This is a genomic window from Nonomuraea pusilla (assembly GCF_900109355.1).
GTDB lineage: Bacteria > Actinomycetota > Actinomycetes > Streptosporangiales > Streptosporangiaceae > Nonomuraea > Nonomuraea pusilla.
In genome coordinates, this window is sequence record NZ_FOBF01000025.1 from 111,893 (window position 1) to 136,282 (window position 24,390).

The following is a 24,390-nucleotide window of genomic DNA, read 5'->3' on the forward strand; positions in this document are numbered from 1 at the left end:
TCTCCCAGGCGGGGGATTACTGGGCGGCTAGCTGGGCTATCTGCTCGGCGCTCAGCACGCCGTCGTACACGCGGACGTCGTCCAGCGTCCCCGGCCAGTGGCCGGTGAGGACGCCCGCGGCCTTCGTCCGGCCCAGCTGCACCGGGCCGGTCGCGTTCCATGTGCTGACGTGGTCGGTGACGGTGGTGGCGGACAGCCGGCCGTTGACGTAGACGCTGAGGCGGCCGGCCAGGGCGTCGTAGACGCCCGCGACATGGGTCCACTCCAGGGGGAACGGGACGGCGTCGGAACGGGTGCGCGCGAGCGTGGCCGCGTCGGTGTCGGCCGACGCCATGCCGAGCATCCAGCGCTGCTGCGCCTGGTCGTACCCGAGCTGGAACCCGGCGGCCCGCGAACCGGTCTGCGCGACCGCGGCGGCGTCGCCGGAAGGCAGGTAGTCGAGCTGGGTCCAGGCGGTGACGGTGAACCCGGACCTGGTGTCCACGGCGGGCCCGCCGGTCTGCGCGTACCCGGTGGCGCCGTCGAGGGCGAGCGCCCCGTCCAGCCAGCCCGCCGTCCACGCCGCGCCGCCGCCGAGCGTCGCCGCCGTGGCCCTGCCCGAGGAGTCGGCGGCGGTCGTCCCGGCGTCCTCGTCCAGCGTCCAGTGGCCGACCAGCGTGGCCGCGCTGTTGACGATGTCCGCCACGTCGGCGGCGACCAGGGCGCGGCCGTAGACGCGCACGTCGTCGACGTCGCCCGGCCACGGCTCCGCCGGCGCCCCCGCGAGCCTGCCGCGGCCCACCGTCAGCGCTCCCGCCGCCTCCCACGGCCGGGTGAAGGCGACGGACGACTCCAGCCTGCCGTTGACGTACAGCGTCAGCCGGGCGGCCGCCGTGTCGTACACGCCGGTCAGGTGCGTCCACTCGCCGAGCCTGGGCGCGGCGGCCGACAGCGCCCTGACCGTGGCCGCGCCGTCGGCGTCGGCGTCGGTCCTGGTGAACGCCCAGCGGTCGTCGGGCTTCGAGTACTGCAGGGCGAACCCGGCGACCCGGGAGCCCTCCTGCGTGACGGCCGTGGCCGTGGCCCCGTTGCCCGTCAGGCGGACCCAGGCCGCCACGGCGAAGTTGCGCGACGTGGACACCACCGGCCCCGACGTCTGCGCGCAGCCGTCGCCCGGCCGCAGCGCCATGCCGCTCCTGCCGGCCGTCCAGGCGGCGCCGCCGCACAGGGTGGCCGGGTGCGCGTCGGCGGCGTCGGCCGCCACCGTCCCCTGCCCCTCGTCGAACGGCCAGCGCCCGGCCGGTCCCGCGCCCGCGTTGACGTTGAACAGGTACGTCCGGATCGGCCCGAGCTGCCCGGCGCGGTCCTTGCTGCGGACCGCCAGCACGTTGGGGCCGTCGTGCACGGGGGTGAGCTGGATCGTGGCCGAGCCGTCCTGGCCCGCCGCGACCTGCGACCCCGGGGTGGTGTCGAGGCCGTAGACGTAGGCCGCCACGTCGGTGACGCCGTTCGGGGTGAAGGTGAACGCGCCCGCCAGGCCGACGCCGTCGTTCCAGGTGTTCTCCGCGTACCGCGGCGAGCTGACGCCCGGCTCCCTGCCCGGCGCGGTGGCGTCCACGGCGGCCTCGCACCACGGGCTCCAGGCGCTGGTGGCCAGGCCGTCCTCGGCACGCACCCGCCAGCGCACCACGTCGCCGTCGGCGTACGCGCCCTGCGGGACCGTCGCGTAGAAGGCGGTGCCGGACGACTGCACGGCGGTGACCTGCTCGCCGAGCTTCACCCCGGCGGCGCTCCACCACTCGAAACGGCCCTTGACCGCGTTGTCGGCGTCCGTCAGCTTCGCCCACAGCTTCGGCGTGACCGTGCTGACGATCGGGCGGGCGTCACCGGAGGCGCAGGCGCCGCCCGGGTCGGACCAGGCGTCGGCCGCCGTGGGCGCCGCCGGCAGCGAGTTGTACTCGATGACCACGGTCGGGTTGTTCTTGAACTTCTTCCAGGCGTACTGGTCGGTCTCGCTCGTGGCCCGGACGCCGACCGTCATCGTCGACCACTTCTTGGCCGCGGCGTCGGCGGCCCACGAGGTGACGTCGAACTCCACGCCGCCCGCAGGGCACGACGAGCCCCAGCCCTTGGCGACGTTCACCGTGGCGAGCTTCCTCGTCCAGGACGGCTGGTTGTTCCAGGTGGTGCTCTTGCTGATCGCGCCGGTGCCCCACACCTCGACCTGGCGGGCGCTGCAGGAGTACGACCACGTCTCGTAGGTGCGCAGCGTCGCCTTGATGATCTGCTTGCCGTGGATGGTCGAGCCGGTGTTCATCTGGAAGAACGACCGGTTGGTCTGCGAGTTGACGTGGCCGGAGCGGGCCACGTCGCTCGAGTTCAGGTAGCTGCTGTTCGGATAGGTGCTCCAGACGGCCGTCCACGCGCCCCGCGCCGCAGAGAAGTAGGGGTCGAGGTAGACCGGGTAGCGCGTCCGCGGGTCCTCCAGCATCGCCCGGTCCGGGCGCAGCAGCAGCCGCGAGCCCGCCAGTTCGACGTCCATCGCGGCCTGGCGGGAGTCGGGCGCCCGCCCCTCCCGCAGCGCCGCCGCTCCCGCGCCGCCGGTGGAGTCCCACATGGTGGGCGTGGGCGCGGTGAAGATCGTGCCGCCCTCGGCGTCGACGGCCTCCAGGTTGCCCGCGGCGTCCGAGGTGAGCCTCAGCCCCTTGGCCGAGAGCGGGAAGGCCAGCTCCGTCAGGGCGGCGGCGCGGGCCGCCGCCCGTGACTTGACGACCAGGACGTGCGAGAAGCCGTCGACGTCCGCGGTGACCTGCAGGTCGACGCCCGGCATGACCTCCGGGTAGGTGGCGGTGTCGCCGTCCAGCACGGGCTTGGGCAGGGTGCCCGGCCAGCCCAGCCGCAGTTCCTTGCCGCCGCGCGCCATGCGGGCGAGCGGTGCGGCGCCGCCGCCGGAGAAGGCCAGGCCGACCGCGGCGGCGACGGGCTCGACCGCGCCGTCGGGGCGCACCCGCAGCGTGGTGTCGACCGGCACCCAGCGGCCGCCCTGCCGCACCCGGACGGGACGGACGTTCTGCTCCAGCGTGAAGGTGCCGTCGGGCTTGGCGAACACCTGCCGCGTCTCGCCGCGCAGCGCCTCGACCTCGACGGAGCGGCCGGTGCGGCGGGCGAGCGCCGCCGCGGCCTCCTCGGGCGAGGCGGCCGCGGCGCTCGCCCGCCGCGGCTCCGCGGGTTTCGCGGCGAGGGCGGCGGACGCCTCGGCCGTGGGGACGGCCGCCGCCGGGGGCGACGGCGTCAAGGTCAACGCCAGCGCCGCAGCCACTGATGCACGCACTACCCGCATCGGTCCTCGCCCATGGTGAGCAGGGGTTACGCGCGGGCCGTGACTGCCCGGCGTCTCCACGATCTTCGGTTGTCGAGGGGATTGTCACCCGTGTCACGGGTGCCGTAAAGGGCGTGTAAGTAACTTTTTTTCAGCAAGACCCTTCATCTGGAGAAAACCACCCGCCGCTGGTCCCGTGGGGGGTCACCCGCCCGGCTCAGGAGGCAGAGGCGGGGCTGTACACCAGGTGCAGCACGCCCGTCTTGAACGTCTCCGAGGAGACGAGCGTCAGCGGGACCGGCTTCTCCGCCTCCGCGAACAGCCGCTCGCCCTTGCCGACCGCGACCGGGTGCACCAGCAGGCGCAGCTCGTCCAGCAGCCCCGCGTCCAGCAGCTGGCGGACGATCGACACCGAGCCGCTCATCGCGATGTGCGTGTCGCCCGGCTCCTGCTTCAGCGCGGCGACGGCCTCGACGAGGTCGCCCCGCAACTGCTCGGAGTTGCGCCAGGTGAACTCCGGCGACTGGCGCGACACGACGATCTTCCGCGCGTCGCCGAGCGCCTTGGCCATGCCGGCGTCCGCCTCGCCCGCCGTCTCGCGCGCCGGCCAGGCCCCGGCGAAGCTGTCGTACGTCCTGCGGCCGAGGAGCACGGTGTCGGCGGTGGCGAGCTGCTCCGTCACGGCGACGCCCATCTCGTCGTTGAAGTACGGGAAGTGCCAGGCCGCCGGGTCCTCGACGACGCCGTCGAGCGAGATGAACAGGCCTGCGACGATCTTCCTCATGACGTTCCTCCATCGGGTTCGCGGGCCGTCCCGGCCCGGCTGTTCGGTATGGCTGTAGCCTGCCGAGCCGCCCTTACGGAGCCCTTACGGCCTTCCTTAGGCCTCCTTCCGCCGGCCGTTCAGCCCCGGGACCAGAGATCGGCCAGCGCCCCGTTCACCTGCTCGGGCGCCTCGACGTGCGGGTAGTGGGCGCTGCCGGGAACCCGCAGGTGCCGGGCGCCGATCCGCTCGGCCGTGACCCGCGCGCAGGCCATGAGGGGGACGCCGCCGCGCTCCCGGTACGGCCCCGGCGCGTTCTCCCAGGTGCCCGAGACGACCAGCTTGGGGAAGCCGGCCGCCCGCAGCGCGGGCAGGGGGACGCCGGCCTCCCAGCAGACGCGTTCGCGCAGCGCCGTGCCGGCCGCGCGCAGCCGCCGCTCGCCCGTGTCCGGCTCCGGCATGCCGGCCGAGCCGGCGGCGGCCCGCAGCCACTGCTCCGGCGTCAGGTCGGGCAGGTCGGCGTAGGCGGCGCGGTTGGCGCGCAGCGCCTCGGCCACGGCGGGGTCGTCGGCCGCCGCCTGGTAGCAGCCGGGCTCGATCAGCGTGAGCGAGAGCACCGCCTCCGGCCTGCGCGCCGCGGCGATCATGGCTCCCACGGCGCCGTACGAGTGGCCGACCAGGTGCGCGCCCGCGCCGAGGAGTTCGGCGACGTCGTCGGCGTCGGCCAGGTAGTCGCCGGCGAACCTGTCACCCGCGTCGGGGCTCCCGCCGTGGCCGCGCCGGTCCATCAGGAGCAGCCGGAACCGGCCGGCCAGCGGGCGCTGCGCCGCGAACCCGTACACGGGGTCGTCGCCCCAGCTCGTCGAGCCGTGGACGAAGACCGCTCGCGGCGCGTTCGGCGGGCCGAGCGCGGTCACGCGCACGGCGCCGGGCAGGGGGCCGTTCGCACGGAACAGCGGGGCGGCGGGGGAGAGGGACATGCACGGCTCCTTGAACATCGTTCAACGGTATTGAACGCTGTATAAGAGAAGGGGGAGGTGCTCGTCAAGCCGGTAGGGTGATCGCGTGCCGTCGTCAGAGTCCTCCGGCGGGTCGGTGTGGCTGCGTCCGGAACGGCCGCCGCGCGACCGCCGGCTCACCCGCGAGCGGATCGTCGACGTGGCCGTCGCCGTCCTCGACGCCGAAGGGCACGGCGGCCTGTCGATGCGCCGGGTCGCCACCGAGCTGGGCGTCACCGCGGGGTCGCTGTACTGGTACGTACGCACCAAGGACGACCTGCTGGAGCTGGCCCTCGACCGCGTGCTCGCGGAGGTGTCCGCCGACCCCGGCGCCCCGGGCTGGCGGCCCGCCCTCGCCGCGCTGGCCCGCAGCAACCGCGCCATGCTGCTGCGCCACCGCTGGGCCCTGTCCGAGCTGACCCTCAGGCCCAACCTCGGGCCGAACGCCCTCGCCCTGGCCGAGACCGGGCTGCGCCTGCTGGAACGCGCCGGGTTCGCCGGCGCCGACCTCGACGCCGCCATGGCGGCCGTCAACGACCACGTGGTCGGCGCGGTCATCGCCGAGGTCGCCTGGCACGGCACCCTGGAACGCATGGGCGAGAGCGGGGCCGGCTGGGGCGAGCGCGCCGCCGGCTACCTGCGCGAGGTCGCCGCACGCCACCCGGCGCTGGCCCGCAGGATGGCCGCCACGGGCGAGATCGACGTCGAGCGCGAGAGCGAGCGGCGCTTCGAGTTCGGCCTGGACTGCCTCCTGGACGGCCTCGCCGCCCGCCGCCTCGCCCCGCCCCCGCCATGAGCCCCCCGGCGGATCCCGCCGGGCCCGGCGGGACGGAGGGCGTTCCGGGCGCGCTACGGTGAGGTACCCCGACAAACCTCCACAAGAAATGCTCATCATGGACGAACCGCTCGATCGTGCATCCAGGTTTCAAACCGGGCCTATCATCGCCGGGCGTCCCGCGTGACCGCAGGGCACGGCGCCGCGCCCCTTCTGGAGCCCGCGGCACTGGTGGGACGCCAGGCCGAGACCGACACGATCCTCGGCGTCGTCGAGGGCTGCGGGGAACCCCGCATGCTGCTCCTGCTCGGCGAGGCGGGCACGGGCAAGACGAGGCTGCTCGCCGTCGCGGCCGACCGGGCGCGCGGCGCCGGCGTGCTCGTCCTGGAGGCGCAGGGCAGCGAGGCCGAGTCCCGGCAGTCCTTCGCATCGCTGCACCAGCTGCTCCTGCCCCTCCTGCCCGACGCCGGCACGCTGCCCGCGCACCTGCGGGTGGCGCTGGAGACCGCGTTCGGCATCGCCCCCGCCGAGGCCCAGCCCGACGCGACGCTGCTGCGCATGGCCGTGCTCACGCTGCTGACCGGCGCGTCCAGGCGGCGGCGCCTCCTGCTGGTCGTGGACGACGTCCAGCACCTCGACCGCGACTCGCTCGACGTCCTGGGCTTCGTGATGCGCCGCACCGCGGTGGAGGCCGTGCGGGTGCTGCTGGCTGCGCGCGGGCAGACGCCACCGGAGGGCGTCGCCGCGGACCTGCCCGTCCTGCTGCTGGGCCCCCTGACCGAGCAGGCCGCGGCCGAGCTGCTGGACGCCCAGCCGCACCCGCCCACCGGCGGGACGCGCATCGACCTGCTCCAGCAGGCCGGCGGGAACCCCCTGGCCATCGTCGAGTTGTGCCGCGCGGCCAGGACGGGCGGCGCGCGGGCGCTGCCCGGCGACGGGCTGCCGCAGACGCAGCGCATCCAGGAGATGTACGCCGCCCGCCTGCGCGCCCTCCCGGAGACCACCAGACGGCTCGTCCTGTACGCGGCGGCCTCGGAGCAGGGGGACCTCGCCACCGTCATGGCCGCCGCGGGAGCCGGGCCCGGCCTGCGGGACTGGGCGCCCGCCGAGGACGCCGGCCTCGTGACCGTCCTGGACGGGCGGGTCGCCTTCCGCCACCCGCTGGCGCGGGCCGCCTCCTACCACGGAGGCCCCGCCTACCTGCGCCACCAGGCGCACAAGGACCTCGCGGCCGCCCTCGCCTCCGACCCGGCCCGCCGCGCCTGGCACCTGGCCGCCGCCTGCCTCGGGCACGACGAGACGGTGGCGGCGGCCCTGGAGGACACCGCGCAGCTCGCCGAGCGGCGCGGCGGCTTCTTCGCGGCGGCGCGGGCGCTGGAACGCGCGGCGGAGTGCAGCCCCGAGCCCGCCGACCGGGCCCGCCGGTACGCCAAGGCCCTGCGCGCCGCGCAGAACGCCGGCGACCCGTCGTGGGTGCGCGAGCTGTACGACAAGGTCGTCGCGCTGACCGAGGACCGCGACCTGCTCGGCGTCGCCGCCTGCGGCGCCGGCATCGCCCTATCGCTGTCGGGCCACCAGCGGCAGGGACTCCAGGTGCTGCTGAGCGCGCTGCGCCCGCATCCGCCCGCCGACGGCATGACGGTGCTCGCCCTGGCCGCCGTGCTGCAGGCGGTCGGGTTCCAGTCGGGCCTGCCCGAGGGGAGGCTCCCGATCGCCTCCCTGCTCGGCCCGGACAGGGCCGCCGCCCACGCCACGCCCTACGCCGAGCTGACGGCGCCGGAGTCCGTCGAGGTGGTGCGGGCCGTGACCCTGGCGGGCGCCGACCCGGTCAAGGCTCCCGAGCTGCTGGCGCGCGTCCGCAGGAGGCCCGGCGCGCCTGGCCTCGCCGACGGCGTCCCGGAGATGACCCGCCTGCACGCGCTCGGCGGGCTCGCCTGGTACGCCGACGAGTCGGAGCTGGCGGTCGAGTTCTACCGGCGGGCGTACGCCATGCTTGCCGCGTACGGCTCCATGGGCCCCGCGGGGCCGACGCTGGCGGCGATGGGCTCGGCGCTGATCGACACGGGCCGCTGGGCCGAGGCCGACGAGCACCTGGAGCAGACGGCGACGCTGGCCGCGGTCCACAAGCTGCGGCATCTGGAGATCGACGTCGAGGCGCTGCGGGCGACCCTGCGCGCCCTGCGCGGCGAGCCGGGCGGCGTGCCGGCCGACCCCGCCTGGACGGCCGTCAGCCTGGAGGAGAACCGGGCCACGCACGCCCGCCTGCTGCGGGCCGCGGGCGCGGCCGCCGCCGCGGCGGGCGACTTCGACGCCGCGTTGCGCCACTTCATGGCGCTGTTCGGCGAGGACGGCACGCCCCTGCACTACTTCCTGTCGTACCGTTCGGTCGCCGACCTCGCCGCCGCCGCCCACCGGACGGGACGGCAGGAGGAGGCCGCGCCGATCGTGGCGGCGGTGCGCGAGGCCGTGGGGCCGCGGCCGACGACCAGGATGACGCTGCTGCTGCACCACGCCGCCGCGCTGACCGGCGACCCGAAGGACGCCGAGCACCACTTCAGGCTCGCCGTCGTCAACCCCGGGGGCGACCAGTGGCCGCCGGCCAGGGCGCAGGCCCGGCTCCACTACGCGCAGTGGCTGCGCAGGCGCCGCCGCCCTCTGGACGCCCGGCCGCTCCTCGCCGCCGCGCTGGAGTCGTTCACGCGGCTCGGCGCGGCCGGGTCGGCGGAGGAGGCGCGCAGGGAGTTGCGGGCGAGCGGCGTCGGGGGCGCCCCCGTGGAGCCCGACCCGCTGTCGGAGCTGACCGCGCAGCAGCGGCAGATCGTCCGGCTGGCGGCGCAGGGCCTGCGCAACAGGGAGATCGCCGAGCAGCTCATGCTCTCGCCCCGGACCGTCAGCTCGCACCTGTACAACGTGTACCCCAAGCTGGGTGTGAGCAGCCGCCACCAGCTCCGCGACTTCTTCGGCGACCTGTGACCGCAGCACCCCGGCCGCCCGGCCGGCACGACGACGAGAGGTGAGCCCGTGGCGACGCAGCCCGGCGGACCGCCCGCCGACGAGCCCCCGGTCGTTCTCGACCCCCTGATCCGCAGGCTCGTCGACGCCTCGGCCGACCCGCCCTACCTGCACCAGCTCGGCCCCGTCGACGGCCGGCAGGCGCTGCTGGAGGCCCAGGGTCACCCGCGCGACGACGCCGGCGTGGACGCCGAGCTCCACGCGGCGCCGGTGGGGCCACGCGGCCTCACCGGCTTCTGGATCTTCCGCCCCCCGGCCACCGCGGGGCGGGCGCTTCCCGCGGTCCTGTACGTCCACGGCGGACGCTGGATGCTCGGCGACGCGGAGACGCACGCCAGGCTGGTGTGCGAGCTCGCGACCCTCAGCGGGGCGGCGTTCGTCGTCCCCGAGTACACCCGCACCCCGGAGGCGCGGTACCCGGTGGCCGTCGAGGAGGCGTACGCGGTGCTGACGTGGGTGGCCGAGCACGCGGCCGACCTGGAGCTGGACGGGCGCAGGCTCGCCGTGGCGGGCGACTGCGCGGGCGCCACCATGGCGGCGGCGCTGACGATGACGGCCAAGCGGCGCGGCGGCCCCCGCCTCCGCGCCCAGCTGCTCTACTACCCGATGACCGATCCGCGCTGCGACACCGACTCGCAGCGGCGCTTCGCCTCCGGCCATCTGCTGACGAGGGCGGCGCTGGAGTGGTACTGGCAGCAGTACGCCGACGACGAGCGCGACCTCGCCGAGCCCACCGCGGCGCCGCTGCGGGCGACCCCGGACGACCTCGCGGGGCTGCCGCCCGCCCTGATCGTCTCGGCGGAGGCCGACGTCGTGCGGGACGAGGGCGAGGAGTACGCGCGCCGGCTGCTGGCCTCGGGCGTGCCCGTCACCGCCGTCCGCTACCTCGGGACCGTCCACGACTTCGCGTCGCTCAACGCCGTACGGGACAGCCCCCCGGCGCGCGCCGCCGTGCGGCAGGGCGGCCTGTTCCTCAGGGACGCGCTCGCCGTCCAGCCCTGACCAGCGCTGATCCGGCGCCGATCCGCCGCGAAGGCCAGTCAACATACTGATGCGTCCAGTACGTCCGCGTTGGGAGGCTGATGCGGCATGAGCCGCCGGGGGGCGGCTCCCACACGTCTGGAAAGAGGCAGCATGTCCGACATCAAGCCCGTCCTCGAAGAGGCGGCGCAGGCGTTCGCCGAGGCGACGAAGAACCCGCCCTTCCTGTACGACCTCGGCCCCGAGGAGGGCCGCAAGGCCGTCGACGCCGTGCAGGACGGCGACGTGCCGGTGCCCGACGCCGACGTCGAGGACCTCGACATCCCCGGCGGCCCGTCCGGCACGGTATCGATCCGGGTCTTCCGCCCGGCGGGCGCGCGGGGCGTCCTGCCCGTCGTGCTGTACGTCCACGGCGCCGGCTGGGTGTTCGGCAACGCCCACACCCACGACCGCCTCGTCCGCGAGCTGACCGTACGCGCCCAGGCCGCCACGGTGTTCGTCGACTACAGCCTCTCCCCGGAGGCGAAGTACCCGACGGCGATCGAGGAGATCTACGCCGCGCTGGAGTGGATCGCCGCGCGAGGGGCGGAGCACGGCCTCGACCCGTCCCGCATCGCGGTGGCGGGCGACTCGGTCGGCGGCAACATGAGCGCGGCCACCACCATCCTGGCCAAGCGGCGGGGCGGCCCGAGGCTCGCCGCGCAGCTGCTGTTCTACCCCGTCACCGACGCGAACTTCGGCACCGCCTCCTACGAGCAGTTCGCCACCGGCTACTTCCTCAGCCGTGACGGGATGAAGTGGTTCTGGGACCAGTACACGACCGACCCCGCCCAGCGGGCCGAGATCACCGCCTCGCCGCTGCGCGCCGGGCTGGACGACCTCGCCGGGCTGCCGCCGGCGCTTGTCATCGTGGCGGAGGCCGACGTGCTGCGCGACGAGGGCGAGGCGTACGCCGCCAAGCTGCGCGCCGCGGGCGTGCCCGTCACCGCCGTCCGCTACCAGGGCGTCATCCACGACTTCGTCATGGTCAACGCGATGCGGGACACGTACGCCGCCAGGGCCGCCACCCGGCAGGGCGGCGACTTCCTCCACGACGCCCTGCACGCCTGAGCCCGCGCCCGCGACCGCGGGCCGACCCTTCCCGCGCCCGCCATCCCGACCGGGCTCACCTCTGATTCGGGCTCGCCTCCGGGCGGCCGACCATGACAAGGAGCTGACTCCATGACCGCGAACGCCACACCCACCGTCGTCCTCGTCCACGGCGCCTTCGCCGACGCCTCAAGCTGGTCCGGCGTCATCGCCGACCTCCAGGACCACGGCATCCCCGTGGTCGCGCCGCCCAACCCGCTGCGCGGCCTGGCCTCCGACGCCGCCTACGTCGCCTCCGTGGCCGCGCGGATCGACGGGCCCGTCGTGCTCGCCGGCCACTCGTACGGCGGCGCGCTCATCACCGTCGCCGGAACCGCCGGCAACGTCGCCGGCCTGGTGTACGTCGCCGCCTACGCGCCGGACGAGGGCGAGAGCCTGGGCGAGCTGCAGGGCCGTTACGCCGAGCCGCCGCTGGCCGGCGCGCTGCGGCCCGCCGACTACCCCCTGCCGGACGGCGGGACCGCCGTCGAGTTCACCATCGACGCCGGCGCCTTCCCGTCGGTCTTCGCCGCCGACGTGCCCGCCGAGGTCACCAGGGTGCTGGCGGTGGCGCAGCGCCCGCTGGCCGCCTCCGCGTTCACCGAGCCGGCGAGCGCGGCCGCCTGGAAGGCGAAGCCGTCCTGGGCGCTGGTGGCGACCGGCGACCAGGCGATCAACCCCGAGGTCCAGCGTTTCGGCGCGCGGCGGGCCGGGGCGACGATCGTCGAGGCGGAAGGCGCCTCGCACGCCGTCGCGGTGTCCCGCCCCAAGGACGTGGCCGCCCTCATCCGCGAGGCCGTCGAGGCCACCTCGGCCTGACACCCACGCCAGGCCCGCGTCCTCAGCGTGAGCGCTCGATCTCCGCGCGGACGCGGCGGGTCAGGTCATCCAGGCGGGCGCTGGTGCGCACCTCCCGCGGGCGCGGGTCGCGCAGGGCGCGCGCCCGCTCGGGCAGGGCCGCGAGGTCGGCGGCGCAGCGCTCGCGCATCGCCGCGAGCGGCTCCGGCGGGGCGACCCGCCGGCCGCCGGTCATCACCGGGGCCAGCAGCGGCCGGCAGCCGTCGGGGACGGGCTCGTCCCGCAGGCCCACCACGTCGTGGGCGTCCCCGCGGAAGACCTGCTTGGCGCCCGGCGCGGTGGCCTTCCCCGCCGAGAGCTTCATCACCGGCCGTCCGCCGTAGGCGACGAGCTTGTACGCGCTGTCGAGCGAGGGCGCGTCGGCCGACACGCCCATCTTGGTGCCCACCCCGTACGCGTCGATCGGGGCGCCGCCCCGCACGAGGGCGGCGATGTCGTGCTCGTCCAGCCCGCCGCTGGCGAAGACGTGCGCCGCGGGCAGGCCGGCCTCGTCCAGCAGCCGCCTGGCCCGCCTCGACAGCTCCGCCAGGTCGCCGGAGTCCAGCCGCACCCCGAGGCCCTCGCCGGCGCCCCGCGCCGACCCGGTGCGCCGGGCCACCGCGATCGCCCTCCGCACCCCTTCGAGCGTGTCGTACGTGTCCACCAGGAACGTGCAGGCGCCGGGGAACTGCTCGGCGAACGCCTCGAAGGCGGCCTCCTCGCCGGGGAACGCCTCGATGAACGAGTGCGCCATGGTGCCCGCCGCGCTCAGCCCGTGCCGGCGGGCGGCCTCCACGTTGCTGGTGGCCGAGAACCCGGCGATCGCGGAGGCCCTGGCGACCGCCATCCCGGCCTCGATGCCCTGCGTGCGGCGGAACGCGAAGTCCACCAGCCGGGCGCCGCCGGCCGCGAGCACGCAGCGGGCCGCCTTGGTCGCCACGCACGTCTGGAACGTCACGTGGTTGAGCAGCACGGTCTCCACGAGCTGCGCCTCGGCGACGGGCGCGGTCACCTCCAGGACGGGTTCGCCCGCGCCCGCGACGCGGCCCTCGGGCAGCGCCCACACGTCGCCGGTGAACCTGAGGCGTCCGAACGCCTCCAGCACGCCGGGGTCGTAGCCCTGGCTGCGCCGCAGGTGGTCGAGGTCGGCGGGGCCGAACCGGAAGTCCTCCAGGAACCGCAGGCAGTCCTCCAGGCCGGCCGTCACGAGGAAGCCCCGGCCGGGAGGCAGCTCGCGCACGAACAGGCTGAACGTGGCCGGTCCCGTCATGCCCCGCCGCAGGTAGGCCGCCGCCATGTTCAGCTCGTACAGGTCGGTGAGCAGTCCCGTCGCCATCGCAATCCCCCCGCCGTCTGACCTTTCCCCCTGCCGGGATTCATGCGCCGGGGCGGGTGGGCGCGGCAGGTCATCCGGCGGCCGCGTGTCCGTCGCCGGTGTCGTCGAGCATGCGCCGCAGCAGGTCGCGCAGCGTCCGCCGCTCCTCGTCGGACAGCCCGGCGAGCGGTTCGCGGGCGAAGCGCAGGGCGCCGCGCAGCCCCGAGGCCACGCGGCGTCCCTCGTCGGTGGCGGCGGCCAGCTTCACCCGCCGGTCGTTCGGGTCGAGCCTGCGCTCCACCAGGCCCCTCGACTCCAGCCGGTCCACGATGCCGGTCACGTTCGACGGCTCGCACTTCAGCTTCTCGGCCAGCTTGCGCATCGGTAACGGGTGGCGCGCGAGCAGGTTCAGCACGCCCGCCTGCGCGCCGGTCAGCGCGTGCTCGGCGGCGGCCTCCTCGTACTCCTCGTGGTAGCGGGCGACGACGGAGCCGATCAGCTCGACGACTTCGAGGGTCAGCTCGTCGGAGCGGGGCTGGGACGCACGGGCCATGCGTCCAGGGTACCCAGTTATTTGACAACCTGAAATATTGAGATGCATCGTTATTTCAGGTTCTGAAATATTCGGCCGGGTCGTGCCCGGTCCCTGCCCCGCACCGAAAGGCGACCCACATGACCGACACGCCCTCGATCCCCGCCGTCAGCCGCGAGTGGCACCTGCTCAGCCGCCCCGTCGGCCTGCCGAGGCCCGAGGACTTCGCCCTCGTCGGGGCCCCGATCCCGCAGCCGGGCCCCGGCCAGGTCCTCGTCCGCAACCTGTACCTGTCCGTCGACCCGTACATGCGCGGGCGCATGAGCGCCGCCAAGTCGTACGTCGCCCCCTACGAACTGGGCCGGGCGATGCAGGGCGGCGCCGTCGGCGAGGTCGTCGCCTCAGCCGCCGACGGCCTCGCGGTGGGCGACCACGTCCTGCACTTCCTCGGCTGGCGCGAGTACGCCGTCGTGGACGCCGGGCACGCCGTCAAGGTGGACCCGGACGCCGCGCCGCTCAGCGCCTACCTGGGCGTCCTCGGCATGACCGGCCTGACCGCGTACGCGGGCCTGCTGCGCACCGCCGCGTTCAAGGCGGGCGACAGCGTCTTCGTCTCCGGCGCCGCGGGCGCCGTCGGCAGCCAGGTCGGCCAGATCGCCAGGCTCAAGGGCGCCGGCCGGGTCGTCGGCTCGGCCGGCTCGGACGAGAAGGTCAGGCTCCTGCTCGACGAGTACGGCTTCGACGCCGCCTTCAACTACAAGGCGGGCCCCGTCCACGAGCAGCTCGCGCAGGCCGCCCCCGACGGCGTGGACGTCTACTTCGACAACGTCGGCGGCGACCACCTGGAGGCCGCCATCGGCAGCCTCAACCGGGGCGGCAGGATCGCGATCTGCGGCATGATCTCGGTCTACAACGACACCGAGCCCGCCCCCGGCCCGCGCAGCCTCTCCCGGCTCATCCAGACCCGCGGCCGCATCGAGGGCTTCCTCGTGGGCGACCACTACGACCTGCAGCCGCGGTTCGTCGAGGAGGTAGGGCCCTGGGTCGCGTCCGGCGCGCTGAAGTACCGCGAGACCGTCGTCGAGGGCGTCGGGAACACCCTGGAGGCGTTCCTCGGCGTGCTGCGCGGCGACAACGTCGGCAAGATGCTCGTCAGGCTCTGACGGCGCCCGCGCCGGTGGCGCGCGACGGGGGAGGTCAGCGGGGGGTGGGCAGCTCGAACCAGACGGCCTTGCCTTCCCCTTCGCCGCCCTCCCCGCAGTCGTCCCCGGTCCTGGCCACGCCCCAGCAGCAGGCGAGGGCGTCCAGGAGGGGCAGCCCGCGGCAGCCCTCGTCGTACAGCACGGGCGTGCGCAGCGTGGGCGGACGCGGGCTGGTGTCGGTGACCTCGCAGCGCAGCAGCCCGTCGATGAGCCAGACGGTCAGCGTGATGGGTCCGGGCGCGTAGCGGACGGCGTTCGTGACCAGTTCGCTGACCAGGAGGACGGCGGTCTCGACGTCGCCGAACCCCCACCGGGCCAGGCGGCCGCCGGCCAGCCGCCGCGCGGTGCCGGGGGACCTGGGGTCGGCCGGCAGCGACCAGGAGGCGAAGGCGGACCGCTCTTCCAGCGGCGTGGCAGGCCCGTACCCGTACAGGGCGGGCCCGCGCTGTGTGTGCGGGATGAGCGAGTTCACGAGGTACCTCCTGAACTGGACGGCAATGGCCACCAGGCTAGGAAGCGCCCCCGGCGCTCATGGTGGGCACAATGCGCAGTCGAAGGCCCCCGACCAGGGCATTCTGCCGGGGGTGCGCCTGAGCCCTCGTGCGTAGGGGGCTGCTCGACGACCCCGCGAGGGTCCGCGCCGCCGTCCAGGAGGCGCCGGCCAGGATCCTCGCCGGGGACGGCGTCGCAGGGACGCCGTCCCGTGGCCCCGGCTCAGGCGGGCGGCAGGGCCAGCACGGCGGCCGGCAGGTGACGCAGCCCGGCAGGGACGGTGACCGAGCCGTCCGGGCCGACCTCCGCCGGGACGCCGCCCCACCGCGCGCCCGTACGTCCCAGCAGGTCGGACGGCAGGCGGAAGGCGCCGTGCGCCGGGTCGAGGACGATCACGTTGAGCGTGCCGTCCGGCTGGACGGTGTAGCGCAGCGGCGCGCCCGACGGCTCGGCGTGGCGGCGCCACGGACGGGTGCCGTAGACGGCGTCCGGATGGGCCGCGAGCCACCCGCCCAGGTGGCGCAGCCGCTCCACCTGCGCCTCCGGCAGGGAGCCGTCGCCGCGCGGGCTGATGTTGAGCAGCAGGTTGCCGTTCTTGGCGACGGTGTCGACCAGGAGGTGCACCAGCTCGGCGGCGCCGATGAGGTGGCTGTCGTCCTCGGCCCGGTTGTAGCCGAACGACGCGCCGAGCCCGCGGGTGGCCTCCCACGCCCACGCGGGCGCGGCGGACTCGGTGCGGTACTCCCGGGTCCTGAACCCCAGGTGCGGAACGCCCCACCGGTCGTTGACCACGCCGTCGGGCACCACCTCGTAGTAGCGCTCGAACAGGGCGGCCAGGCTGTGGGGGCCGCGGGCCTTGGCGGAGTCGGGCCAGTCGATGTCGTTCCACAGCACGTCCGGCCGGTGCCGCTCGACGAGCTCCGCCACCTGCTCGTAGCAGTAGCGGGCGAAGGCGGGGTCGTTGCGCCGGTAGGTGAACAGGTCGGTCAGCGACCTGATCGGCGGGAAGTCCGAGACGTGCCAGTCGAGCGCGCCCGAGTAGTAGAGGCCGAACCGCAGCCCCGCCGAGCGGGCGGCGCCCGCCAGCTCGGCGACGACGTCGCGGCGCGGCCCCCGGTGGACGCTGGAGAAGCGGGTCGTGGCGGTGTCCCACAGGCAGAACCCGTCGTGGTGCTTGGCCGTGGGCACCACGTAACGCGCCCCGCAGTCGGCGAACAGCCGCATCCAGGCGCCGGGGTCGTACGAACCGGCGTCCCACAGGTCGGCCAGGTCCTCGTAGGAGGTGCCCACCCCGAAGGCGCTCTCGTGGAAGTCGCGGGTGGGGGAGCCGGGGACGCGCAGGGTGTTGGCGTACCACTCGGCGTACTGGTGGTGGCTGTACTCCAGTTCCACCGGCACGTCCTGGCCGGGGACGCGCGGCAGCGCCCAGCCGGCGACCGAGTACGGCCCCCAGTGCACGAACACGCCGAACTTGGCGTCGCGGTACCAGTCCGGCACGGGCCTTTCGGGGTAGTCCGGCGCGTCCGCGCCGAGGTCGGGCCCGGTGCGTCGGTCGAAGAAGAGCATGGGTTCCTTTCAGCGCCCGGCCAGCCCGGCCGTGGCGATTCCCTTCACCAGGTGTTTCTGCAGCGCGACCAGCAGCAGCAGGGTGGGCAGGACGGAGATGACGGAGGCGGCCATGACCAGGTGCCACTGGTTGCCGTTCTGGCCGAAGAACAGCTGCAGGCCGAGCGGCACGGTGCCGCGGGCGTTCACGTCGTTGATCATGATGAGCGGCCACAGGAAACTGTTCCAGTAGCCGATGAAGGTGAACACGGCGAGCACACCGAGGGCGGGCCTGGCGAGCGGCAGCAGGATGCGTAGGAAGACGCGCAGCTCGCCGGCGCCGTCGAGGCGGGCCGCCTCGCGCAGCTCGCCCGGCACGCTCCTGAAGAACTGCCGCAGCAGGAACGCCCCGAACGCGGTGAACGCCCACGGGAAGATCAGCGCCTGGTAGCTGTCGACCCAGCCGAGCGCCTGCATGAGGAGGAACATCGGCACGACGAGCACCTCCTGCGGCACCATCATCGTGGCGAGGAAGACGAGGAAGATGCCGTCCCTGCCGCGCCAGCGCAGCGCCGCGAAGGCGTAGGCCGACAGCGCCGACGCGGCGAGCACGACGAGGGTGCCCGCGCCCGCGACGAGGACGCCGTTGAGCATGTACCGCTCGAACGGCACGTACGAGAAGACGTCGGCGAAGTTGCGCCAGCGCACCTCCGAGCCGACCAGCGAGGTCGGCGAGCCGAACGTCTCGCCCGGCGGTTTGAGCGCGGTGGCGACGGCGAAGACCAGCGGGTACAGGAACAGCAGGGCGACGGCGGCCAGCAGGACGTGCGACAGCGCCCGTCCGGCTCCCCGGGACGCCACGCGGCTAGCTCTCATAGTGGACCCACCGTCTCTGCCCCAGGAACTGCAGGGCCGTCACGCCGAGGATGATCGCGAACAGCAGCCATGCGCCCGCCGCGGCCAGCCCGAGGTCGCGGGACTGGAAGCCGGCCTGGTAGACGTTCATGACCAGCGTCTCCGTGGCGTTGCCCGGACCTCCGGCCGTGAGGATGTAGGGCTGGGTGAACACCTGCAACGCGTTGATCATCGTCATGGTGGCGGCGAAGAACAGCGCGGGCGAGATCAGCGGCAGCTGCACGCTGACGAGCCTGCGCAGGCCGGTCGCGCCGTCGATGGACGCGGCCTCCAGCACGCTGGGCGACATCTCGTTGATGGCGGCCGAGAAGACGATCATGTTGTAGCCGAATCCCTGCCACACGCTCATCACCACGACCGAGACCAGGGCGGTGCGGCCGTCTGCCAGCAGGTTCGGCTCGCCGCCCATGGCCTGGAAGAGCAGCTTCCAGATGACGGCGTTGGCGACCATCGGGGTGACGGCCGGGACGAAGAACAGCACCCGCCACAGGTTCGCCCAGCGCGACCTGTTGATCCAGAACGCGAGCCCGAGGGCGAGGACGATGTTCAGCGGCACGTACAGGCCGGTGAATACGAACGTGTTGCGCAGCGCCGTGAGGAAGTCGGGGTCGTCACCGAGCAGGTAGCGGAAGTTCTCCAGCCCCACGAACCGCCGCGAGCCGAGCATGGGCCACTCGAAGAAGCTCATGACGACGGCCATGCCGAACGGGAACAGGGTGAACAGCCCCAGTCCGAGCACGCTCGGCGTGACGAAGCCGAGCGCGCTCCACTGCTCTGTCCTGCGCGGTCTCACTGGCCTCTGACGCTCTGCTGCTGGATGGTGGCGAGCGCGTCCTTGGGCGTCTGGGCGCCCGTGTAGACCTGGATCAGGTACTGCGCCATGAGCTTGCCGACGCTGTCCCAGTTCCTGGTGGTGAACAGCGGCACGCCTCCGGCCAGGCCCTCCTTCACGGAGGCGATCGCGGCGCGCACCGGCTCGGCGTTCGCCGGGTCCTGCTTGACGAGGAACTCCTCGTAGGTGGCCTGCTGCGCGGTGCGCGAGGGGAAGCTGCGGCCCTGCCCGGCCAGGTAGCCCTGGGCGTCGGCACCGGTCAGCACGGAGACGGCCTTGACGGCCTCGTCCGGGTACGGGCAGCCCTTGGCGACGCCGAAGCCGGAGCCCGCGAGGTACGTCTTCGAGCCGCCGGGCCCGGCCGGCAGCGGCGCGAAGCCGACCTTGAACTTCGCGTCCTTGACGGCCGAGCCGATGTTCCACGACCCGTCGACGGCCATCATCGCGTTGCCGTTGAGGAACTGCGTCTCGCCCCAGCCCACGTCGGAGGAGCTGGCGGGCACCAGCGCGGCCTTGCCGGCCGCGAGCCCGGCGTACCAGGTGAGGGCGTCCACCATCGGCTGGCTGTCGAACTGGAGCTTGACGTCGGGCGTGACCGGCTGGGCGCCGTTGTAGGACAGCATGAGCGACAGGGAGTGCAGGTCGGCGAACGACATGCCGAACCCGGCCTTGCCGCCGGTGGACAGCTTCTTGGCCGCCTGCTCGAAGTCGGTGATCGTCCAGCCGCTCCTCGGCTCGGGCACCCCGGCCTTGGCGAAGGCGTCCTTGTTGTAGTAGAGGAGCATCGACGCCAGGTCGTAGGGCAGGGCGAGCTGCTTGCCGCCGAGCTTGAGCACCTGCAGCGCGGCGGGCGAGAAGCCCTGGACGTCGGCCTTGCCGTCGAGCGGCTCCAGCAGGTCGGCGTAGGCGCCCAGGCGCAGGCTCTGCATGGACACCACGCACGGCTGCTTGCCGGCGGCGAACTCGGTCTGGAGCTTGGTGAAGTAGTCGTTGAACGGCGCCGTCCGGAGATTGACCTTGATGGTGGGGTACTTCTGGGTGACCAGCCCGGCGAGGTGGTCGAGCTGGGCCTTCTCGTCCTCGCTGCCGGCCCACATCTCCCAGTCCAGGGTGACGGTGCCGCCCCCGTCGCGCGTGCCGCCCGCCGTGGCGGACCCTCCGCCGCCGCAAGCGGCGCAGACCATGATGCCTGCCAGGCCCAGGGCCGGCAGGACGCTTCCGCGCATGCGCATCTGCGCTCCCTCCTAGACGCCGCCCATGATATTTTTCGGGGGCGAATTTATTATGGTGGCTGACCTTAGGGTCGAGGCGCGCAGGGCGTCAAGAGCAGGGCGTGAACATCGGCCGCCAGGAGCAGGCCTCAAGAGCAGGCCTCAAGAGCAGGGCGTCGAGAGAGGGAGAATGAGCGGCATGCCTCCACCCCCGTACCGGGAGGACCTCGTCAAGGCGGAGATCCTCGCCATGCTCGGGCCGCGCCCGCTCAACCGGTCGCAGATCGCCGCCCGCCTCGGCCTCGGCGCCGCCACCGTGAGCGAGCACACCCGCCGCCTGATCGAGCTGGGCTTCCTGCGGGAGCTGCCGCCGGAGGTCAGCGGCAGGGGGCGGCCGAAGGTGCCGCTCCAGGTGGTCCCCGACGCCGCGTACACGCTCGGCCTGCGCGTCCACCCCGACCACGTCCTCGGGGTGCTCGCCCGGCTCGACGGCGGCGAGGTGGCCCGCTTCACCCGGCCCTTCTCGCCGGGCCACGACCCGGTCGGGCAGCTCGCGGCGGCGTGCGAGGACGTGCTGCGCGATCCCGCCACCGGCTCAAGGGTGCTCGGCATCGGGCTGGCCGTGCCGGGGGTGATCGACCCCGGCACCGGCACGGTGCGGCTGTCGCCGCGCATGGGCTGGACCGGCCTGGCCGTGCAGCCCGCGCTGGCGGAGCGCCTGCCGGTGCCGGTGCTCATCGACAACGACACGAGGGCCTCCACCACCGGAGAGCTCCTGTACGGCACCGGCCGCGACCACGACGACTTCCTGGTGCTCGCCATCGGCGACGGCGTCGGCATGGGCATCGTGCTCGGCCGCCGCGTCCACCGCGGGCCCGACGGGGTGGCGGGCGAGTTCGGGCACGTGCCGACGGGCCCCGGCGGGCCGCCGTGCGTGTGCGGGCGGCGCGGCTGCGTCGACGCGTACGTCGCCGACTACGGGCTGGCCGGGCAGGCGGTGGCGCGGGGCCTGGTCCCCGCGCCGCCGCCGCTGGAGGAACTGCGCCGCCTGGCCGCCGCCGACGCCCCCGGCGTGCGCGACCTGCTCGCCGAGGCCGGCGAGGTCCTGGGCCGGGCCGTGGCGGGCGTGGTGAACGTGCTGGCCGTGCGGGCGCTGACCGTCATCGGCGAGAGCCACGTGCTCTGGCCGTACCTCGCGCCCGGCTTCCACCGCTCGGTGGAGGCCGGGGTCATCGCGGCGCTGCCCGAGCTGGAGATCACGCTCAGGCCGTGGGACGACAGCGGCCACGCGCGCGGCGCGGCCAGCCTGGTCCTCGCCGCGAGCCTCGCCTCCTGACGTCTGGTCCTGGCCGCCGGCCTCGCCTCCCGACGCCGGACGACGGTCCCTCGCCGGTCAGCCCAGCGGGCGGCGGCGGGCGACCAGCACGGCGTCGTGGAGGGTGACCTCCTCCCCGTCGGGGTTCTTCGCGGCGCGCGCCCGCGTCTCGGCCGTCCGCACCTCCCACTCGGCGGGGTCGAGCGCCGCGGCCACCTCCTCGGCCGTGTACATCATGTCGGGGAAGCGCATCCGGTGGGCGTTCGCCCGCAGGTCGGACGGGTGGTGCCCGACGATCAGGAGCGTCCCCCCGGGCGCCACGGCGTCGGCCAGCCGGGCGAACAGCTCCCGCCGCGCCGGGCCGGGCAGGTGCATGAACTGCGCCGACACGAGGTCGTAGGCTCCCTCGGCCGGAGGCTGCTCGCGCAGGTCGGCGTGCGTCCAGGTGATGCGGGCGGCGGCCTGCGCGTCCTCGGCGGCCGCGTGCGCGGCGGCCCGCTCCAGCGCGGTGACCGAGATGTCCACGGCGGTGACCTGCCATCCGCGTCCGGCGAGCCAGATCGCGTCGGCGCCCTCGCCGCAGCCGACGTCGAGCGCCCGCCCCGGCGCCAGGCCGGACGCCTCGGCGACGAGCTGCGGGTTCGGCCGCCCGCTCCACAGGGCGGGGCGGGCCCGGTAGCGCTCCTCCCAGCCCTCCTGCTCGAACATGGTGCGCACCTGCTCCCGGTACGCCTCGACGGCGTCGCGGGCGTCCTCGGCGACGAGGTCGGCGTTGATCGCCGCCCCGGCCCGCGTGCCCGTGGCGGCGGCCATGATCAACCCGCTCTGGAGGTCGGCCACGTCGCCCGCGACGAACACGCCCGGCACGTCCGTGGCCCCGCCGGGGCCCGCGGGCAGGTGGGTGCCGACGACGTGGCCCCCGTACTCCAGCGGGACCGCGCGCAGCCCGAGCGGCTCCAGCAGGTCCGCGCGGGCCGTCATCCTGGACGCCACCACCAGCGCGTCGAGCGCGACGACCTCGCCCGAGGCGAGGCGCGCGCCGGTGAGGCGGTCGCCGTCCACCTCCAGGCCCGCGACCTCGCCCTCCACGACGGTGACGCCGAGCGCGGCCAGCCGCTCGGCCCGCTCGTCGTCGAGCGCAGGGGTGCGGTGCAGCAGCAGGTGCACGTCGCGGCTCCACTGCCGCCACAGCTCCACCTGGTGCCCGCTCAGCGGTCCCGTCGCCAGCACGCCGATGCGCCGGTCACGCACCTCCCACCCGTGGCAGTACGGGCAGTGCAGCACGTCCTTGCCCCACCGCTGCGCCAGCCCCGGAACGTCGGGCAGTTCGTCGGCGAGCCCGGTGGCCCACAGCAGCCGCCTCGCCCGCACGGAGCCGCCGCCGTCGAGCGTCACGAGGAAGCCCTCGCCGTCCTTCGCGACGGCCTCGACCCGGCCGGTGACCACCTGGCCGCCGTACCGGGCCAGCTCCTCGCGCCCGGACGCCAGCAGCTCGCCCGGCGGCGTGCCCTCGCGGCCCAGGTAGTTGTGGGCGTGCCCGGCGGGCGCGTTGCGCGGCTGCCCGGCGTCCACCACCAGCACCGATCGCCGGGCCCGCGCGAGGGCCAGCGCGCCGCTGAGCCCCGCCGCGCCGCCGCCCGCCACGACCACGTCGTACGCCTCGTCCACCATCGTTGTCCTCTCACTCGCTGACATGGCCCCACCGTGCGTCCTGGTGCGTCGATCCGGCAAGTAACCTTGCTGACATGGCAAACGACGACGCCTCCGTCCTGGCCTCCGTCGGCCCCCGGCTGCGGGAGCTGCGCAGGAAGCGCGGCAGCACGCTGGCCGAGCTCGCGCGGTCCACCGGCATCTCGGTCAGCACGCTGTCGCGGCTGGAGTCGGGCGAGCGCCGGCCCACCCTGGAGCTGCTGCTGCCGCTCGCGCGCGCCCACCAGGTGCCGCTCGACGAGCTCGTCGGCGCGCCGCAGGTCGGCGACCCCCGGGTGCGCTTCAAGCCCATCGAGCAGTACGGCGCCACGATCGTGCCGCTGTCGCACAACCCGGGCGGGCCGCAGGCGTTCAAGATGGTCATCGGCCCCGGCCGCTCCGAGCCCGACCCGCGCAGGCACGAGGGCTACGAGTGGCTGTACGTGCTCAGCGGGAAGCTGCGGCTGGTGCTCGCCGAGCACGACGTCGTGCTCAAGGCGGGGGAGGCGGCGGAGTTCGACACCCGGCTGCCGCACTGGTTCGGCAGCACCGGCGAGGCGCCGGTGGAGGTGCTCAGCCTGTTCGGGCCGCAGGGCGAGCGCATGCACGTGCGCGCCCGGCCGCGCGCGGCCGAGCCGGACGGCTGACGGGACGCTCCGCCCGGCGGTCCGGCGGGACGCTCCGCCGGTTGGCCGGGGGGGCTTCGGCGGGCTGCACTGTCAGTGGGTGGGTCAAACTCTGGCGGGAAGCGCTCCTCTCCATCATCACTGTCAGCGGGTGAGGAAGCGGCGCAGGCCGTCCCGCACCCCGCCGGTGGGCACGGTGGCCGCGAACCAGGCCGCCTCCACCGCCAGCCCCTCGTCGATCGGCAGGTTCACACCCCTGGTGACCGCGCGCAGGCAGGCCGTCACGGCAGTCGGCGCGTGCCGGACGATGCGGGCCGCCAGGTCGCGCGCGGCCGGCAGGAGGTCGCCCGCCGGGACGACGCTGTTGACCAGCCCCAGCTCGGCGGCCCTGGCGGCGGGGATCGGGTCGCCGGTGAGTATCAGTTCGAGGCCGCGCTTGCGCCCGACGTGGCGGGGCAGCCGCTGCGAGCCGCCGAACGGCGGAGGGAACCCGAGGGTGATCTCGGGCTTGGCGAACGCGGCGTGCTCCGCGGCGACCGCGAGCGGCGCGGCCTCGGTGATCTCGCACCCGGCGCCGTACGCCAGGCCGTTCACCGCGACGATCACGGGCTTCGGGAACTCCTCGACGCGCCGGGTCAGCCCCTGGCCGCGCCGGACGATCTCCCGAAGGGCCCGTTCCGCGCCGCCCTCGATGCTGGCGGCGAGCGACGGGATGTCGGCGCCCGCGCTGAAGGCCCTGTCGCCGGCGCCGGTCAGGATGACCGCGCGTACGACGTCGTCGGCCTCCGCGCGGTCGAGCGCCGCGAGCAGGGCGTCGATCGTCGGGTAGTCGAGGGCGTTGAGCTTGTGCCGCCTGTCGATGGTGAGGGTGAGGAGGTCGCCGTCACGTTCTGCGTGGACGGTCATGCCCGGGGCTCCGTTCGT

20 protein-coding genes are annotated in these 24,390 nt (G+C 74.6%); 8 read left to right on the forward strand and 12 right to left on the reverse strand.

The features are described from left to right. Positions 1-16: 16 nt before the first annotated feature. From BMX74_RS36660 to BMX74_RS36670, 3 genes are all read right to left on the reverse strand, one after another. Complete coding sequence (locus BMX74_RS36660) at positions 17-3,319, reverse strand: LamG-like jellyroll fold domain-containing protein (protein WP_055502336.1); 3,303 nt, start codon at positions 3,317-3,319, stop codon at positions 17-19. 196 nt (positions 3,320-3,515) lie between these two features. Beyond that, the gene (locus BMX74_RS36665; RefSeq protein ID WP_055502335.1) at positions 3,516-4,082 is read right to left on the reverse strand and encodes a dihydrofolate reductase family protein; all 567 of its coding nucleotides are present in this window, start codon (positions 4,080-4,082) and stop codon (positions 3,516-3,518) included. A gap of 119 nt (positions 4,083-4,201) precedes the next feature. Further along, a complete protein-coding gene (locus tag BMX74_RS36670; protein ID WP_082535014.1) occupies positions 4,202-5,041 on the reverse strand; it encodes an alpha/beta fold hydrolase in 840 nt (279 codons plus the stop codon). 85 nt (positions 5,042-5,126) lie between these two features. Between BMX74_RS36670 and BMX74_RS36675 the strand changes: the two genes are divergently transcribed. From BMX74_RS36675 to BMX74_RS36695, 5 genes are all read left to right on the forward strand, one after another. Continuing rightward, on the forward strand, positions 5,127-5,855 hold the full coding sequence (locus BMX74_RS36675; RefSeq protein ID WP_055502334.1) for a TetR/AcrR family transcriptional regulator: 729 nt from the start codon (positions 5,127-5,129) through the stop codon (positions 5,853-5,855). A 162-nt stretch (positions 5,856-6,017) separates the two neighbouring features. Continuing rightward, complete coding sequence (locus BMX74_RS36680; RefSeq protein WP_218154166.1) at positions 6,018-8,807, forward strand: ATP-binding protein; 2,790 nt, start codon at positions 6,018-6,020, stop codon at positions 8,805-8,807. Between the two features lie 48 nt (positions 8,808-8,855). Continuing rightward, a complete protein-coding gene (locus tag BMX74_RS36685; protein ID WP_055502332.1) occupies positions 8,856-9,848 on the forward strand; it encodes an alpha/beta hydrolase in 993 nt (330 codons plus the stop codon). Between the two features lie 132 nt (positions 9,849-9,980). After that, complete coding sequence (locus BMX74_RS36690) at positions 9,981-10,937, forward strand: alpha/beta hydrolase (RefSeq protein ID WP_055502331.1); 957 nt, start codon at positions 9,981-9,983, stop codon at positions 10,935-10,937. A 111-nt stretch (positions 10,938-11,048) separates the two neighbouring features. Next, positions 11,049-11,774: an alpha/beta fold hydrolase gene (locus BMX74_RS36695; RefSeq protein WP_055502330.1), complete on the forward strand. Its 726-nt coding sequence runs from the start codon at positions 11,049-11,051 to the stop codon at positions 11,772-11,774. A gap of 22 nt (positions 11,775-11,796) precedes the next feature. On the opposite strand, the gene BMX74_RS36700 is transcribed toward BMX74_RS36695, so the two are convergent. Beyond that, positions 11,797-13,128, reverse strand: coding sequence for a nicotinate phosphoribosyltransferase (locus BMX74_RS36700; protein ID WP_091105090.1), 1,332 nt, complete (start codon positions 13,126-13,128; stop codon positions 11,797-11,799). A 70-nt stretch (positions 13,129-13,198) separates the two neighbouring features. Further along, positions 13,199-13,660 (reverse strand): MarR family transcriptional regulator, encoded by a 462-nt coding sequence (locus BMX74_RS36705; RefSeq protein ID WP_055502328.1) that lies wholly within the window; start codon positions 13,658-13,660, stop codon positions 13,199-13,201. A 119-nt stretch (positions 13,661-13,779) separates the two neighbouring features. On the opposite strand from BMX74_RS36705, the gene BMX74_RS36710 reads away from it, so the two are divergent. Further along, positions 13,780-14,802 (forward strand): NADP-dependent oxidoreductase, encoded by a 1,023-nt coding sequence (locus BMX74_RS36710; RefSeq protein ID WP_091105091.1) that lies wholly within the window; start codon positions 13,780-13,782, stop codon positions 14,800-14,802. Positions 14,803-14,836: 34 nt separating this feature from the next. Here BMX74_RS36710 and BMX74_RS36715 read toward each other — a convergent pair whose 3' ends face one another. From BMX74_RS36715 to BMX74_RS36735, 5 genes are all read right to left on the reverse strand, one after another. Continuing rightward, positions 14,837-15,313 carry an ATP-binding protein gene (locus tag BMX74_RS36715; RefSeq protein ID WP_091105093.1) on the reverse strand — a complete coding sequence of 159 codons (477 nt, stop codon included), beginning with the start codon at positions 15,311-15,313 and terminating at the stop codon, positions 14,837-14,839. A 242-nt stretch (positions 15,314-15,555) separates the two neighbouring features. Continuing rightward, on the reverse strand, positions 15,556-16,899 hold the full coding sequence (locus BMX74_RS36720) for an alpha-L-fucosidase (RefSeq protein ID WP_091105095.1): 1,344 nt from the start codon (positions 16,897-16,899) through the stop codon (positions 15,556-15,558). Between the two features lie 9 nt (positions 16,900-16,908). Next, complete coding sequence (locus BMX74_RS36725) at positions 16,909-17,754, reverse strand: carbohydrate ABC transporter permease (RefSeq protein WP_055502324.1); 846 nt, start codon at positions 17,752-17,754, stop codon at positions 16,909-16,911. Then, complete coding sequence (locus BMX74_RS36730; protein WP_055502323.1) at positions 17,744-18,586, reverse strand: carbohydrate ABC transporter permease; 843 nt, start codon at positions 18,584-18,586, stop codon at positions 17,744-17,746. The genes BMX74_RS36725 and BMX74_RS36730 overlap by 11 nt, the downstream gene beginning before the upstream one ends. Beyond that, the gene (locus tag BMX74_RS36735) at positions 18,583-19,857 is read right to left on the reverse strand and encodes an ABC transporter substrate-binding protein (RefSeq protein ID WP_055502322.1); all 1,275 of its coding nucleotides are present in this window, start codon (positions 19,855-19,857) and stop codon (positions 18,583-18,585) included. Before BMX74_RS36735 ends, BMX74_RS36730 begins: the two co-directional genes overlap by 4 nt. Positions 19,858-20,035: 178 nt before the next feature. Between BMX74_RS36735 and BMX74_RS36740 the strand changes: the two genes are divergently transcribed. Then, positions 20,036-21,172, forward strand: coding sequence for an ROK family transcriptional regulator (locus BMX74_RS36740; RefSeq protein WP_177227650.1), 1,137 nt, complete (start codon positions 20,036-20,038; stop codon positions 21,170-21,172). Between the two features lie 57 nt (positions 21,173-21,229). Here BMX74_RS36740 and BMX74_RS46395 read toward each other — a convergent pair whose 3' ends face one another. Further along, positions 21,230-22,846, reverse strand: a complete 1,617-nt coding sequence (locus BMX74_RS46395) for a methyltransferase domain-containing protein (RefSeq protein WP_305728683.1) — start codon at positions 22,844-22,846, stop codon at positions 21,230-21,232. Positions 22,847-22,896: 50 nt separating this feature from the next. On the opposite strand from BMX74_RS46395, the gene BMX74_RS36750 reads away from it, so the two are divergent. Next, entirely contained in the window at positions 22,897-23,487 is a 591-nt protein-coding gene (locus tag BMX74_RS36750) for a helix-turn-helix domain-containing protein (protein ID WP_091105098.1), read from the forward strand. 123 nt (positions 23,488-23,610) lie between these two features. On the opposite strand, the gene BMX74_RS36755 is transcribed toward BMX74_RS36750, so the two are convergent. Then, positions 23,611-24,372, reverse strand: a complete 762-nt coding sequence (locus BMX74_RS36755; RefSeq protein WP_091105100.1) for an enoyl-CoA hydratase-related protein — start codon at positions 24,370-24,372, stop codon at positions 23,611-23,613. Positions 24,373-24,390 lie beyond the last annotated feature (18 nt).